The 12,986-nt window shown below is 69.4% G+C and carries 11 protein-coding genes; 5 read left to right on the top strand and 6 right to left on the bottom strand.

Annotation, left to right across the window (positions count from 1 at the left end):
- Positions 1 to 10: 10 nt before the first annotated feature.
- Genes ACWDSL_RS36010 through ACWDSL_RS35990 form a run of 5 tightly spaced genes read right to left on the bottom strand, consistent with a single transcriptional unit; the run spans position 11 to position 6,495 of the window.
- A complete protein-coding gene (locus ACWDSL_RS36010; RefSeq protein ID WP_450492153.1) occupies positions 11 to 1,222 on the bottom strand; it encodes a family 1 glycosylhydrolase in 1,212 nt (403 codons plus the stop codon).
- A gap of 2 nt (positions 1,223 to 1,224) precedes the next feature.
- A complete protein-coding gene (locus ACWDSL_RS36005) occupies positions 1,225 to 2,100 on the bottom strand; it encodes an ATP-binding cassette domain-containing protein (RefSeq protein ID WP_450492152.1) in 876 nt (291 codons plus the stop codon).
- Positions 2,097 to 3,983, bottom strand: a complete 1,887-nt coding sequence (locus tag ACWDSL_RS36000) for an ATP-binding cassette domain-containing protein (protein ID WP_450492151.1) — start codon at positions 3,981 to 3,983, stop codon at positions 2,097 to 2,099. The genes ACWDSL_RS36005 and ACWDSL_RS36000 overlap by 4 nt, the downstream gene beginning before the upstream one ends.
- Positions 3,980 to 4,924 carry an ABC transporter permease gene (locus ACWDSL_RS35995; RefSeq protein ID WP_450492150.1) on the bottom strand — a complete coding sequence of 315 codons (945 nt, stop codon included), beginning with the start codon at positions 4,922 to 4,924 and terminating at the stop codon, positions 3,980 to 3,982. The genes ACWDSL_RS36000 and ACWDSL_RS35995 overlap by 4 nt, the downstream gene beginning before the upstream one ends.
- Positions 4,925 to 4,932: 8 nt before the next feature.
- The gene (locus ACWDSL_RS35990) at positions 4,933 to 6,495 is read right to left on the bottom strand and encodes an ABC transporter substrate-binding protein (RefSeq protein WP_450492149.1); all 1,563 of its coding nucleotides are present in this window, start codon (positions 6,493 to 6,495) and stop codon (positions 4,933 to 4,935) included.
- Between the two features lie 248 nt (positions 6,496 to 6,743).
- Between ACWDSL_RS35990 and ACWDSL_RS35985 the strand changes: the two genes are divergently transcribed.
- Entirely contained in the window at positions 6,744 to 7,352 is a 609-nt protein-coding gene (locus ACWDSL_RS35985) for a TetR/AcrR family transcriptional regulator (protein ID WP_450492148.1), read from the top strand.
- A 44-nt stretch (positions 7,353 to 7,396) separates the two neighbouring features.
- Here ACWDSL_RS35985 and ACWDSL_RS35980 read toward each other — a convergent pair whose 3' ends face one another.
- Positions 7,397 to 8,395, bottom strand: a complete 999-nt coding sequence (locus tag ACWDSL_RS35980) for a LacI family DNA-binding transcriptional regulator (protein WP_450492159.1) — start codon at positions 8,393 to 8,395, stop codon at positions 7,397 to 7,399.
- 246 nt (positions 8,396 to 8,641) lie between these two features.
- On the opposite strand from ACWDSL_RS35980, the gene ACWDSL_RS35975 reads away from it, so the two are divergent.
- From ACWDSL_RS35975 to ACWDSL_RS35960, 4 genes are read left to right on the top strand one after another with little or no spacing between them, the layout of a single operon-like run.
- Positions 8,642 to 9,592, top strand: a complete 951-nt coding sequence (locus ACWDSL_RS35975; protein ID WP_450492147.1) for a TIM barrel protein — start codon at positions 8,642 to 8,644, stop codon at positions 9,590 to 9,592.
- A 9-nt stretch (positions 9,593 to 9,601) separates the two neighbouring features.
- Positions 9,602 to 11,032 (top strand): sugar porter family MFS transporter, encoded by a 1,431-nt coding sequence (locus ACWDSL_RS35970; RefSeq protein WP_450492146.1) that lies wholly within the window; start codon positions 9,602 to 9,604, stop codon positions 11,030 to 11,032.
- A gap of 34 nt (positions 11,033 to 11,066) precedes the next feature.
- Positions 11,067 to 12,086 (top strand): Gfo/Idh/MocA family oxidoreductase, encoded by a 1,020-nt coding sequence (locus ACWDSL_RS35965; RefSeq protein WP_450492145.1) that lies wholly within the window; start codon positions 11,067 to 11,069, stop codon positions 12,084 to 12,086.
- Positions 12,083 to 12,949: a sugar phosphate isomerase/epimerase family protein gene (locus ACWDSL_RS35960; protein ID WP_450492144.1), complete on the top strand. Its 867-nt coding sequence runs from the start codon at positions 12,083 to 12,085 to the stop codon at positions 12,947 to 12,949. The genes ACWDSL_RS35965 and ACWDSL_RS35960 overlap by 4 nt, the downstream gene beginning before the upstream one ends.
- The last annotated feature ends 37 nt before the right edge of the window (positions 12,950 to 12,986 follow it).

The raw sequence follows: 12,986 nt of genomic DNA, 5'->3' as shown, positions 1-12,986 counted from the left end.
CGGCGGATCGTCACAGGCGCCCGCGGCGCGCTACCTCGCCCAGCCAGGCCAGGCTCGGCTTGGGGTGGCGCTGATACGTCTCGCGGTCGACGGCGATGAGGCCGAACGTGGGCTCCCAGTGGCCCCACTCGAAGTTGTCCAGGGCGCTCCAGTGGAGGTAGCCGCGGATGTCGATGCCGTCGTCGACGGCCGCGAGGAGATGTCCGATCGCCTCCTTGGTGTAGGCGATCCGCCGCTCGTCGTCGGCGGTGGCGATCCCGTTCTCGGTGACCAGGATCGGGATGCCACCCGTGGCCTCCCATACGTGCCGCACCGCGATGCCGATCGCGTCGGGCCGGTACGCGTTGCCGGTGAGCGTGGTGTCCGGGCCCTGCGGATGCGGGACGATGCCGTTCTCGTCGACGGGCTGGCTGGAGTACGACTGCACCCCGATGAAGTCGTCCTCGCGGGCGGCCTCGAGGTACAGGTCCTCGCGGACATAGCGCAGTTCGCGGAGGATCTCCTCGTTGCCGGGGGTCGGGGTCAGGGCCTGGCAGGCCACCGTCCAGCCGACGGCGGCATCGGTGTGCTTCTTCAGGATGTCGCGGGCCGCGTGGTGGGCCTCGGCGAGTCGCCGGCCGATCTGCGGATCGGGGTTCGGCAGGACCGGCCGCGCGGCGCCCTCGACGGTCGGGCTCATCCACTCCTTGGTCGACGCGGGCGCGTCGGATGCCTGCACGAGGCGGCTCATCGTCACCATGATGGCGAGCATGTTGGGCTCGTTCATGGTGCAGACCCACTTGACGTCGTCGAGGATGCTGGTGGCCGCCCGGATATACGCCTGGAAGCGCTCGACGGCCCGCTCCCCCGCCCAGCCCCCTTCGTCCACGAACCACTTGGGGTTGGTGAAGTGGTGCAGGGTGACCACCGGTTCGAGGCCGAGCTGCCGGGCGGTGTCGATCATCCGACGGTAGTGGGCCAGTTCGGCGCGGGAGAACTCGCCGGGAATGGGCTCGATACGCGCCCACTCGATACCGAAGCGGTACGAGGTCAGACCCGCGTCGGCCAGCAGCCGCATGTCCTCCGGGTAGCGGTGATAGCTGTCGATCGCGTCGCCGCTGAGTTCCATACCGGGCAGCAGCTGCTCGGTGGCCCACCAGTCGCTGTTGAGGTTGTTCCCCTCCACCTGGTGGGGGGCGGTGGACGCACCCCAGAGAAAACCGGGCACGAGTCGGGTCGTCATGGTCACTTTCCTTCTTCCGTAGAGCTGGGGACCGGGCGCTCGCCCGCCTTCCGCCGTTGCCGCTCCTCGCGCCGCTTCCGCTGCTCGACGGGATTCGCGACCGGGGCGGCGAGCAACAGGCGCCGGGTGTACGGGTGTTCGGGGGTGGAGGTGATACGGCCGGCCGGGCCGGTCTCGATGACGTCGCCGCGGTGGACCACGCTCACCCGGTGGCTCACCTGCCGGATGACCGCGAGGTCGTGCGAGACGAAGAGATACGCGACGCCGGTGCGCCGCTGGATGTCCACGAGGAGATCGAGCACACGCGCCTGCGTCGACAGGTCGAGCGCGGAGACCGGCTCGTCGCAGACGATCAGCTTGGGCCCGGGGGCCAGGGCCCGGGCGATCGCGACGCGCTGGCGCTGGCCGCCGCTGAACTCGCGCGGCAGCCGTTCGGTGGCGTCGGCCGGCAGCCCCACGTGGTCCAGCAGTTCGCGCACGCGCGCCCGGGCGTTGCGTGGCCGCGCGCCCTGGGCCACCAGGGGCTCGGCGAGGGTGTCGCCGATCGTGAGGGACGGGTTGAGTGAGGAGTAGGGGTCCTGGAAGACGACCTGGATATGGCGGGCGAGGGCGCGGCGCTCCTTCGCCGTACGGTGGGTGATGTCCTGGCCGAGAAAGCCGATGTGTCCACCGCTGGGCTTCAACAGGCCGAGCACCGCCCGGCCGATGGTCGTCTTACCGGATCCGGACTCGCCGACGATGCCCAGCGTCTCGCCCTCGTCCACCGCCAGGGACACCCCGTGCAGCACCTCCCGCGGGCGGGCGCGGAATCCACGCCCGCGCCCCGGGTAGGCCACGCGCAGATCGCTCACGTCGAGCAGGGCCCGGGCCGTCGTCATCGCGCCTCCGTCTCGAACGTGTCCGTCTTGGGCGTGTCCGTCTTACGCGTGTCCGTCTTACGCGTGTCCGTGGCGGGCCGGTCGGTGCGCAGGGTGTGCTCGTCGAGGATGGAATCCAGCAGCATCCGGGTGTAGTCCTGCCGCGGGGCGCTGAAGATGTCGAGCACGTCGCCGGCCTCGACGATCCGCCCCGTCCGCATGACCGCGACGCGGTCGCAAGCGTCGGCGACCACCCCGAAGTTGTGGGTCACGAGCAGCACGGCCATGTTCATTTCCCGCTGCAGATCGCGCAGCAGGTCGAGGATTTCCGCCTGCACGGTGACGTCGAGCGCCGTCGTCGGCTCGTCGGCGATGAGCAGCAGCGGGCGGCTCGCGATCGCGCCGGCGATGAGCACGCGCTGGGCCATACCGCCGGAGATCTGGTGCGGATAGGAGGAGAAGGTGGCCCGCGGATCCGGGATGCCGACCCGGTCCAGCAGGGCGAGGACGCGTGTCCGCGCTTCGCGCCGGGTCATCGGCGAGGACGCGCGCAGCCCCTCGACGAGCTGTGCTCCCACCGTGAAGTTGGGGTCGAGGTTGGACATGGGCTCCTGCGGTACGTACGCGATGGAGGTCCCGCGTACGGCGCGCAGTGCGCGCTCGTCCAGGCCGAGGAGTTCGCGTCCGTCGAGCCGGATCGAACCGCGGGTGACGACCGCCTCGGCGGGCAGCACACCGAGGACGGCGAACGCGGTCTGGGTCTTACCGGATCCCGACTCGCCGACGAGACCGAGGGTCTGCCCCGCTTCCAGGGTCAGGGTGACGCCGCCGACGACCTCCTTCAGCTCGCCCGTCGGTGTCGGGTAGGCGATGGCCAGGTCCTCGACGGTCAGCAGGCCCGGAGCCGCCACCGTAGCGGCCCCGGCCGGTGTCGAGCCCGGCCCGGTGTGCGCCGCCCGCGCGGTCGGCCGGCGCTCGGGTGGGGCGATCCGGGACGGCACCGGCCGACCGCCGTCCAGCGCGTCCCTGAGCGAGTTGCCGAGCAGCACCAGGGACGCGGTGATGATGCCGAGCGCCAGACTCGGCCACAGGAACTGCAGTGGTTCCTCGTACAGGTTGCCGAAGCCCTCGGAGATCATCGCGCCGAAGCTGGGGACCGTGCTCGATCCGACGCCGAGGAAGGCGAGGCCCGACTGGACGGAAATGGAGGATCCGGCGAGGAAGGCGGTGGCGATGACGACAGGGCCCCGGACCACGGAGAACACATGGCGCCACAGAATGCGCCGGTCGGACAGGCCCGAGACGCGGGCGGCGTCCACGTAGAGCTCGTGCTTCACGCCGAGGACGAGGTTGCGTACGAGGCGGTAGATCCCGGGTGAGAGCAGCACGCCGAAGATCAGCATCGTGGCGCGGTAGTCGCCGCCCGTCACCGGCATCAGCACGATGAGCAGCAGCAGCCCGGGGAAGGTCATGACGAGGCTGAAGACCCATTCGGTGACGCCCCGGACGCGGCGGCCGTAGTAGCCGCCGATGAGCCCGAAGGTGACGCCGATGGCCAGGGCGATGCCGGTGCCGATGAGGGCGGCGACCACGCTGGTGTTGATGGAGGCCAGCAGCCGGGCGAAGATGTCGCGCCCGCTCTTGTCGCCGCCCAGCGGGTAGCCGTCGGTTCCGGCAGGGGCGTTGACCGCGTCGAGGGAGGCTTGGTTGGGGCCGTGGTCGGTGAACAGCGGGGAGAGTTGACCGAGGAGGACCACGGCCAGGAGAAGGCCGGCGCTGATGACGGCCTGCGGATCCGTCAGGAGCCGGCGCAGCGGCGATCTGCGGCCGGGGGCTGCGGTGCGGCGTTCGGCAGTGTGGTGTTCGGCGGTGCGGTGTTCCGCGGTGCGGTGTTCGGCGGTCACTGGAGGACCCTCGCCTTCGGGTTGAGCCAGCCGTTCACCAGGTCGACGACGAGGTTGACGCACACCACGAGCAGCACACCGAAGAGGCTGATGCCCATGATGATGGGGATGTCGCCCTGCAGGGACGCGTTGAAGGCGTACTGGCCGAAGCCCGGCAGCGCGAAGACCTGCTCGATGATGAGGGCGCCGCCGAGCATCTGGATGAACTCCAGCGACAGTACGGTGAGCGCCGGCCCGGCCGCGCCGCGCAGGGCGTGGCGCAGCACGATCGACCGGGTCGGTATCCCCCGGGTGCGCAGGGTGCGGATGTGGTCCTTGCGCAGTTCGCCGATCATGGCGCCGCGGATCTGGGAGGTGAGGCCCGCGACGCCGCTCATCATCAGGGCGACGACGGGGATGGCGATGGTGGAGGCCCAGCCTGCCGGGTTCTCCGCCAGCGGGGTGTAGCCGGTGGCCGGGAACCAGTGCAGCTTGACGGCCAGTACGTAGACGAGGGCGATCGCGATCAGCAGATTCGGCACCAGATAGCCGACCATCGACACGCCCTGTGCGATCCGGTCGACGGCGCCGCCGCGGGTGGCGGCGAGCACACCGAGCACCACGCTGATCAGCGTGGTGACGAACAGCGCGGCGAGCACGATCGACAGCGTGACCCCGAGGCGGGCCGCGAGGGCCGACCGTACGGGCTCGCTGGTGAAGTAGGAGAGGCCGAGGTCGCCGCGGATGGCATGGGACAGCCAGTCCAGGTACTGGGTGAACAGCGGGCGGTCGAGTCCCAGCTGGGCCTTCTGGGCCTGGACGCGGGCGGGTGTCGCCCCGTTTCCGACGATGCTGCTCGCGACGTCGTCGAACGAGGTGCTCAGCAGCAGGAACGTGATCATGGTCACCAGGACCGCGAGCACCAGGCCCGCGGTGAGGCGGCGCAACACGTAGAGGATCATGACGCGGTTCAACCGCGGGCCTGGTCGGCGGCGCCGAACTGCCGGATGGTGGCCATCGTCGAGGAGCCGTCACCGAGGTAGGTGATGCCCTTCTTTGTCGCCCAGTCGCTGCCGATGTAGAACACCGGGCCGTACCACGCGTTCTCGGCCCCGAACTTGTTGATCGCCTTGTAGCTGTCCGCGGCCTTCGCCGGGTCCAGCTCCCGGTTCGCCCGGTCCAGCAGCTTGGTGAGCTCGGGGTCGGTGGAGTTGAACACGTTGCGGTAGCCGGTGGGGCTGTAGAAGTTGCGCGCCTCGATCGGGGTGGTGTTCAGCCCGTCGACGATCAGGAACATCGGGTACTTCTTGGAGGCGAGGGCGGAGACGCTCTGCTGTGCGGGCACGGGCTGCCACGTCACCTTGATCCCGATGTCGGCGAGCGCCTGGGTGAACGTCGGCTCGAACGGCTTGCTGACGACGAGGCTCGGCATGGTCACGGAGAAGCCGTTGGGGTAGCCGGCCTCGGCCAGCAGCCGCTTGGCGGCCGCCGGGTCGTACGCGTATGTCTGGTCCAGCGCGGGGTCGTGTCCCGGTCCCTTGGGGTTGAAGATCTGCTCGGTCGGCCGGCCGGAGCCGCGCAGCAGCCGCTTGACCATCTTGGTGCGGTCGAAGGCCATGTTGATCGCCTTGCGGACCCGCAGATCACCGAGCGGCTTGAGGACGTCCCCCGAGCGGTCGCCCAGGACCAGCGTCGCCACCGCGGTCGCCTGGACGTGCCTGGTCTCAAAGCCCGTCGACCTGAAGGTGGAGACCTGTGCGACATCGACGGTGCCGGCGTTGGTCTCGCCCGCCTTGAGGGCGTTGGCCATCGCGGTCTGGTCGGAGATCACCCGGACCTTGACGGTCCGGAAGGGGTAGGCCTTCTTGTTCCAGTAGTCGTCACGTCGCTTGAGCACATAGACGGACCCGTTCACCGTCGCCCCCTTGTCGAGGGTGTAGGGGCCCGAGCCGACCGGGTTCAGCGCGGCGCTCTTGGCGTCCATCGTCTTGGGGTCGCCGATGACGCCGGCGGCCGTGGAGAGCGAGGTCAGCAGCGAGCCGTCCGGCCGCTTCAGCTTGATCACGACGGTGGTGGCGTCAGGTGCCTCGACCGAGGTGACGGAGGCGAGCACGCCCTGGCTCGGCCCCGGCATGGTCCTGATCCGCTCCAGCGTCGTCCGTACGGCGGCCGCGTCGACGGGGGTGCCCGTGCTGAACTTCATGCCGGTGCGCAGGGTGAGGGTCAGGGTGCGCGCATCACCGGAGTAGCGCCAGCTCTTTGCCGCGCCGGGGCGCAGCTCGCCCTTGTTGTCCTGGATCAGCAGCGTGTCGTAGATCGAGTCCCAGATGTAGGTCTGCTGCCCTTCCAGGAGTTGGGTGGGGGCGAGCGAGTTGGGCGTACCGAAGATCGAGAGTGCCAGCGTCGTCCCCGAGGACGAGGACGCTCCGCTCGACTCGCTGTCGCACGCCGACGATGTGAACACCAGCGCGGCGACGCCCACGGCGGCCAGGGCGCGAGTGTGGGACCGCGAGTGCGGGTGTCGTATGCGCATGGGGTGGATTCCTTCCGCCATGGGCACGGCTGCCTCCCTGTCGGCTCCACGGGGGAGCGATCGCGCCAACCTTTACCAGCTGGTTGGTTTTCGCTGGGAAGTTAAGCCCGCGTTGCAAGCGCCGGAAAGAGTACGATCGACGTTCGTAATCAGAGCGTTATCTGGCGACCTTCTGTGATACGGCTCCGCAAATACCTACCGTGTGGTAAGTTTTGGCGCCCGGCTTCGTCGAGGAGAGTGATCGCACCGTGAGTCAGGCAAAGGCACGTGGTCCATACGCCAAGACACCGGCCCGCAGAGCCGAGATCGTACGGGCGGCGCGCGACAGTTTCGCGGAGAACGGCTACGCCAAGGCATCCCTGCGCGATATCGCGGAACGGGCCGGGATCACCCACGCCGGCCTCCTCCACCACTTCCGCAACAAGGACGAGCTCCTTGCCGAGGTGCTTGCCGAGCGCGACTCCGAGGAGTGGCAGCACGGCGTGTCCCAGGTCGACAGCGCGGACCGGCTCGCGCCCTACCTCGGCGAGCTCATCCGCCACCATCAGAAGGCACCCGAGCTGATGCGCCTGTGGATCGAGCTCGCCGCCGCGGCCTCACGCTCGGACCACCCCGCCCACGACTACTTCATCGCGCGCTATGAGCGCGGGCGTGCGCAGTTCACCGAGGGGTTGCGGGACGGGGCGGCCCGTGGCCGGCTGCGCGAGGACCTGAGCCCCGAGAGCGCCGCCATCCTCTTCCACGCCGTGCTCAACGGGCTCCAACTGCAGTGGGTACTCGACCAGGACCTCGATATCGTCGGCCCCGTCACCGACTTCGTACGGCTACTCTTCGGCCACGAGCACACCGACGAGTGAGCGCTCACGCCGAGGAGTGAGGGCCCAGGCCGACGGCTGAGCGCTCAGGCCGCCCCCGGCGGCGGTCCGCTGGTCCCCCGCACCACGAGCTTGGGATCCAACACCGCCTCCCGCGGCTCCAGTTCCGGGTTCTCCAGCCGCTCCACGGCGAACCGGACCGCGTACTCGGCCATCAGCACCGCGTCCTGACGAACAGTTGTCAGCCCTATCGGCATGAGATGGGAGAGGTGGCTGTCGTCGTAGCCGACGACCGAGATATCGCGCGGGACGTCGACACCGCCCCGCGCCAGGGCCATCCACACCCCCATGGCACACCGGTCGTTGCCCGCGAGGACCGCCGTCGGAAGGGGCAGGCCCCGGTCGCGCTCCGCCAGGAGCAGTTGGCCGGTCTCGATACCGGACTGCTCGGTGTGCTCACCGGGAATCACCCGGATCTCCGGCTCCAGTCCGTGCCGGCGCATCGCCGCCCGGTAGGAGCGCCGCCGCTCGGCCGCCCCGGGGCCCCGGCCGCCGTCGATGTGCACGATCGCTCGATGGCCCAGTTCGACCAGGTGGTCCATGGCCTGCCGGACACCTTTGGCCTCGGCGCTGTGCACGAAGTCCACGCGGGCGCGCGGCACTCGGTGGCCGACCGACACGGTGACGGCGCGCTGCCGGAGCTCATCGAGATAGCCGGGGAGCGCATCGGGGCCGAGCAGGATCAGCGCCTCGCAGCGGTGGCCGAGCAACGCCTCGACCGCCCTGGCCTCGCTCCGCCCCTCGGCCGCCGCGGAGAGCAGCACGTCATAGCCAAGGCGCTCGGCCTCGGGGTAGATCCCCTCGATGAGGTCGCTGTGGAAGGTCTGATGCACCGTGAACATCACGCCGAGCGTACGGCTGCGGCCACGGGCCAGCAGCCGGGCCGCACTGTCGGGGCGGTAGCCGATCTCATCGGCCACCCGTAGCACCCGCTCGCGGGTCTCCTGGCTCGCCCCCGGCTGATTGCGGAACACGATCGAGACCAGCGCACGGGACACACCCGCCCTGTCGGCGACATCGGCCATCGTGGGCCGCTGTCTGCCCGCCGCATCCACCACTGATCCCACCCTTCGACGGAGCCACCCTAGGACAGCCGCGAAATCCTCCGGCAACAAGCTATTGACATGACATTCGGACAGCGGTCATCGTACTCGCACTAGAGCGCGCTAGTAGAGCGCGATAGCAACCCCCCCACCCCCCACACGGAACACAAGGAACACGCAAGGAACACCGCAGGACACTCCCCCGTCCCTCTCCCCAAAGGACATGTCATGGCAACGGCGCCATCTCCCCTCCGGACCACCGCAGGCAATCTGTGCCTCGGCTCCGCCCCCGACTCCTGGGGCGTCTGGTTCCCCGAGGACGAGCACCAGGTGTCGTACACCCGCTTCCTCGACGAACTCGCCCAGGCCGGTTACACCTGGCTGGAGCTCGGCCCGTACGGCTACCTCCCCACCGACCCGGAACGCCTCAAGCGGGAGCTCGACGCCCGTGGGCTCCAGGTCTCCGGCGGTACGGCCTTCGGCGCGCTGCACCGCCCCGAGGCATGGGACGACATGCTCGCCCACGTCCGCCAGGTCGCCACCCTGACGGCCGCCGCGGGCGCCCACCACCTGGTCCTGATCCCGCCCATGTACCGGGACGAGAAGACCGGCGCGTTCACCGAGTCCCCCGAGCTGACCGCCGCGCAGTGGGCCGGCTTCGGCCGCGCCGCCGACCGGCTGGGCAAGCTGCTCCTCGACGAGTACGACGTCCGCCTCGTCATCCACCCGCACGCCGACAGCCATATCCAGACCCAGCCGGAGATCGAGCGGCTGCTCAACGAGTCGGACGGCCGGTACACGAATCTGTGCCTGGACACCGGGCATGTCGCGTACGGCGGCGGGGACAACCTCGACCTGATCCGCCGGTTCGGTGAGCGCGTCGGCTATGTCCACATCAAGCAGATGGCCCCCGAGATCCTGGCCCAGGTCGCCGCCGAGGACCTGTCCTTCGGCGAGGCCGTGAGGCGCGGGGTGTGCGTCTCGCCGCCGGCCGGGGTGCCGAACCCGGCCGATGTGGTCGCCGAACTCTCCGGGCTGGACGCCGAGTTGTTCGTGATCGTCGAGCAGGATCTGTACCCGTGCGCTCCCGAGGTGCCGCTCCCCATCGCCGTACGCACCCGTGAGCATCTGGCCGGCTGCGGCCTGACCGGAATCCGACGCCCGCATCACCACCGCTAGGAGGCGGCCATGGACGTCAGGGACGACGCGGCAAAGGCCCCCGCACCCGCCGCCGCCATCGACGACGCGCCACAGGCGGTCTCCCGGCGGCTGCGGATCATCACCGTCATCGCCACCTTCGGCGGACTCCTCTTCGGCTACGACACCGGCGTCATCAACGGCGCCCTGCCGTATATGACCGACGACCTGGGCCTCACCCCGTTCACCGAGGGCATGGTCACCAGCTCTCTTCTCCTCGGCGCGGCGCTCGGCGCGGTCGCCGGCGGGCGGCTGTCGGACGCGCGCGGCAGACGCCGTACGATCCTCACCCTCGCCGTGCTGTTCTTCGTCGGCGCGCTGGGCGCCACCCTCGCGCCGACCACCGCGGTGATGATCGTGGCGCGGTTCGTGCTCGGCCTCGCGGTCGGCGGCGCGTCGGTGACCGTGCCCGTCTATCTCGCCGAGGTCTCCCCCGCGGAACGGCGCGGTGCGCTGGTCACCCGCAATGAACTCATGATCGTCAGTGGTCAGCTGCTGGCCTTCACCTCCAACGCGATCATCGCGAACATCGGCGGCGAGAGCGGCGGTGTCTGGCGCTGGATGCTGGTGATCGCCACCATCCCCGCCGTCGTCCTCTGGTTCGGCATGCTGGTGATGCCGGAGAGCCCCCGCTGGCTGGCCTCCCAGAGCCGCTTCAACGACGCCCTCGGCGTCCTCAGGCAGGTGCGCTCGCAACAGCGGGCCGAGGCCGAACTCGCCGAGGTGTCCGCACTCGCCGTCAAGGACGAGCAGGAAAAGCTCGGCGGCTGGAAGGACATGAAGTCGGTGCCGTGGGTGCGCAGGCTGATGTTCATCGGCTTCGGCATCGCCATCGTGCAGCAGATCACCGGCGTCAACACGATCATGTACTACGGCACCCAGATCCTCACCGACGCCGGTTTCGCCTCCGACAGCGCGCTGACCGCGAACATCGCCAACGGTGTGATCTCGGTGCTGGCCACCTTCGTCGGCATCTGGCTGCTTGGCCGGGTCGACCGCCGCCCCATGCTGATGACGGGGCAGCTCGGCACGACGGCCGCCCTGCTGCTCATCGGCGTCTTCTCCCTGGTGCTGCCCGCCGGGGACGGAAGGGCGTACGCCGTGCTCGCCATGACGGTGACCTTCCTCGCCTTCCAGCAGGGCGCGATCTCGCCGGTGACCTGGCTGATGCTCTCGGAGATCTTCCCGATGCGGATGCGCGGCTTCGGCATGGGCGTGGCGGCCGTGGTGCTGTGGCTGACCAACTTCGTGATCGGCCTGGTCTTCCCGTCCCTGGTCTCCGGTATCGGGGTCTCCAACACCTTCTTCCTCTTCGTGGTGGCCGGGGTCTTCTCCTTCGCCTTCGTCAAGCGCCATGTCCCCGAGACCAGGGGCCACTCCCTCGAAACCCTCGAAGCCGAACTCCGGGCGCGCTTCTCCTGACCCTCCCGTTCCTCCCGTTCTTAAGGAAACGACCATGACCGTACGTGTAGGCGTCATCGGCGCCGGAATGATCGGCCAGGACCACATCAGGCGCCTCACCGACGTCGTCACCGGGGCGGCCGTCACCGCCGTGACGGACATCGACCAGGCCCGTGCCGCCGAGGTCGCGGCCACGGTGGGCGCGGTGGCGCTGCCCACCGGTGCCGAGCTGATCGCCTCTTCCGAGGTGGACGCCGTCCTCGTCACCTCCTGGGGCCCCACCCACGCCGAGCATGTGCAGGGTGCGATCGCGGCCGGTAAGCCCGTGTTCTGCGAGAAACCGCTCGCCACCACCGCCGAGGACTGTCTGCGCATCGTCGACGCCGAACGCGCCCACGGCCGCCGCCTCGTCCAGGTCGGCTTCATGCGCCGCTTCGACGCCGGATACCGCCAGATGAAGGAGGTCATCGCCGCCGGCTCGCTGGGCACACCGCTGATCGTGCACTGCGCCCACCGCAACCCGACGGTGCCCGAGTCGTACACCTCGGCGATGGCCGCCCAGGACACGGCCGTGCACGAGATCGACGTGCTGCGCTGGCTGCTCGACGACGAGATCGTCTCCGCCCAGGTGATCACACCGCGCGCCACCGGCATGCGGTTCGAGCATCTGAAGGACCCCCAGCTCATGTACTTCGAGACGGCGAACGGCGTCCGTATCGAGCTGGAGGTGTTCGTCAACTGCCAGTACGGCTACGACATCCAGTGCGAGACCGTCGGCGAGAAGGGTCTGGTCCGGCTGCCCGACCCGGCGGCCGTCGGGGTTCGCACCGCCGGAGCGCACGGCACGGCGGTCCCGCAGGACTGGAAGGACCGGTTCGCGGACGCCTTCGACACCGAGTTCCGCGAGTGGATCAACGGCATCGCGGCCGGCGTCGAGCCCGCCGGTCCCTCCGCGTGGGACGGCTACGCCGCCACCGTCATCACCGACGCCGCCGTCCGCTCGCTGGAGTCCGACAGCCGCGTCATCACCGTCGACATGAAGCCCCGACCGGCCTTCTACGGAGGCACCGCATGAAAATCGCCCTCGACCCGTATATGTTCCGCGCCCTGCCGATCGACGACATGGTGCGCACGGTGGCCGAACTCGGCTATGACTACATCGAGCTGTCGCCACGCGACGACTTCATGCCGTTCTTCCTGCATCCGCGGGCGGACGACGAGCGGATCGCCGCGCTGAGGACATCCCTGCGCACCCATGGTGTGCGGCTGTCCTCCGTACTCCCCCTGTACAAGTGGTCCTCGCCCGACGAGGCCGAACGGCAGGCCGCCGTACGCTACTGGAAGCGGATGATCGAGATCACCGCGGAGCTCGCATGCCCGCTGATGAACTCGGAGTTCAACGGGCGTCCGGAGCGGGCCGCGGAGAGCGAGGCGGCCTTCTGGCGCTCGCTGGAGGAACTGCTCCCGCTGTTCGAGCGGGAGGGCATCGCCCTGAACCTGGAAGCGCATCCGGACGACTTCTGCGAGGAGAACACCCCCGCGGTCGACCTCGTCCGCGCCATCAACAAACCCTGGGTGAACTACCTCTACTGCGCCCCGCACTCCTTCCATCTCTCCGGCGCCGACCCTACGGCGGACATCGCGGCGATGATGCGCTACGCGGGCGACAAGCTCCAGCACGTGCACATCGCCGACTCCTTCAACCACAAGGGGTCCTCGGGGCTGCGCTATATCCTCAACCCGCCCGGCACCGCGGCCCGTATCCACCAGCACCTGGACATCGGGCAGGGCGAGGTCGACTGGGGCGCCTTCTTCGGCACCCTGCGCGAGCTGAACTTCGACGGCGTCGCCACCGCTTGCGTCTTCGCCTGGGAGGAGCGGGCACGCGAGTCCTCGGCGTTCATGCTGGACCGCATCACCAAGGAGCTCACCGCGTAGGCGGCCAGGCCCTGGGGTTCTGGGGCCCGGCCGCGCG

It is taken from the genome of Streptomyces sp. NPDC000941 (assembly GCF_053599555.1).
The sequence above is the reverse complement of the archived record's forward strand: the minus strand, read 5'-3'. Positions and strand labels throughout refer to the sequence as shown.

Coding starts and splice junctions, on each gene's coding strand:
- ACWDSL_RS35960 (WP_450492144.1), top strand. CDS start 12,083: ATGAAAATCGCCCTCGACCCGTATATGTTCCGCGCCCTGCCGATCGAC.
- ACWDSL_RS35980 (WP_450492159.1), bottom strand. CDS start 8,395: ATGGCCGATGTCGCCGACAGGGCGGGTGTGTCCCGTGCGCTGGTCTCG.
- ACWDSL_RS35970 (WP_450492146.1), top strand. CDS start 9,602: ATGGACGTCAGGGACGACGCGGCAAAGGCCCCCGCACCCGCCGCCGCC.
- ACWDSL_RS35990 (WP_450492149.1), bottom strand. CDS start 6,495: ATGCGCATACGACACCCGCACTCGCGGTCCCACACTCGCGCCCTGGCC.
- ACWDSL_RS36010 (WP_450492153.1), bottom strand. CDS start 1,222: ATGACGACCCGACTCGTGCCCGGTTTTCTCTGGGGTGCGTCCACCGCC.
- ACWDSL_RS35975 (WP_450492147.1), top strand. CDS start 8,642: ATGGCAACGGCGCCATCTCCCCTCCGGACCACCGCAGGCAATCTGTGC.
- ACWDSL_RS35995 (WP_450492150.1), bottom strand. CDS start 4,924: ATGATCCTCTACGTGTTGCGCCGCCTCACCGCGGGCCTGGTGCTCGCG.
- ACWDSL_RS35965 (WP_450492145.1), top strand. CDS start 11,067: ATGACCGTACGTGTAGGCGTCATCGGCGCCGGAATGATCGGCCAGGAC.
- ACWDSL_RS36005 (WP_450492152.1), bottom strand. CDS start 2,100: ATGACGACGGCCCGGGCCCTGCTCGACGTGAGCGATCTGCGCGTGGCC.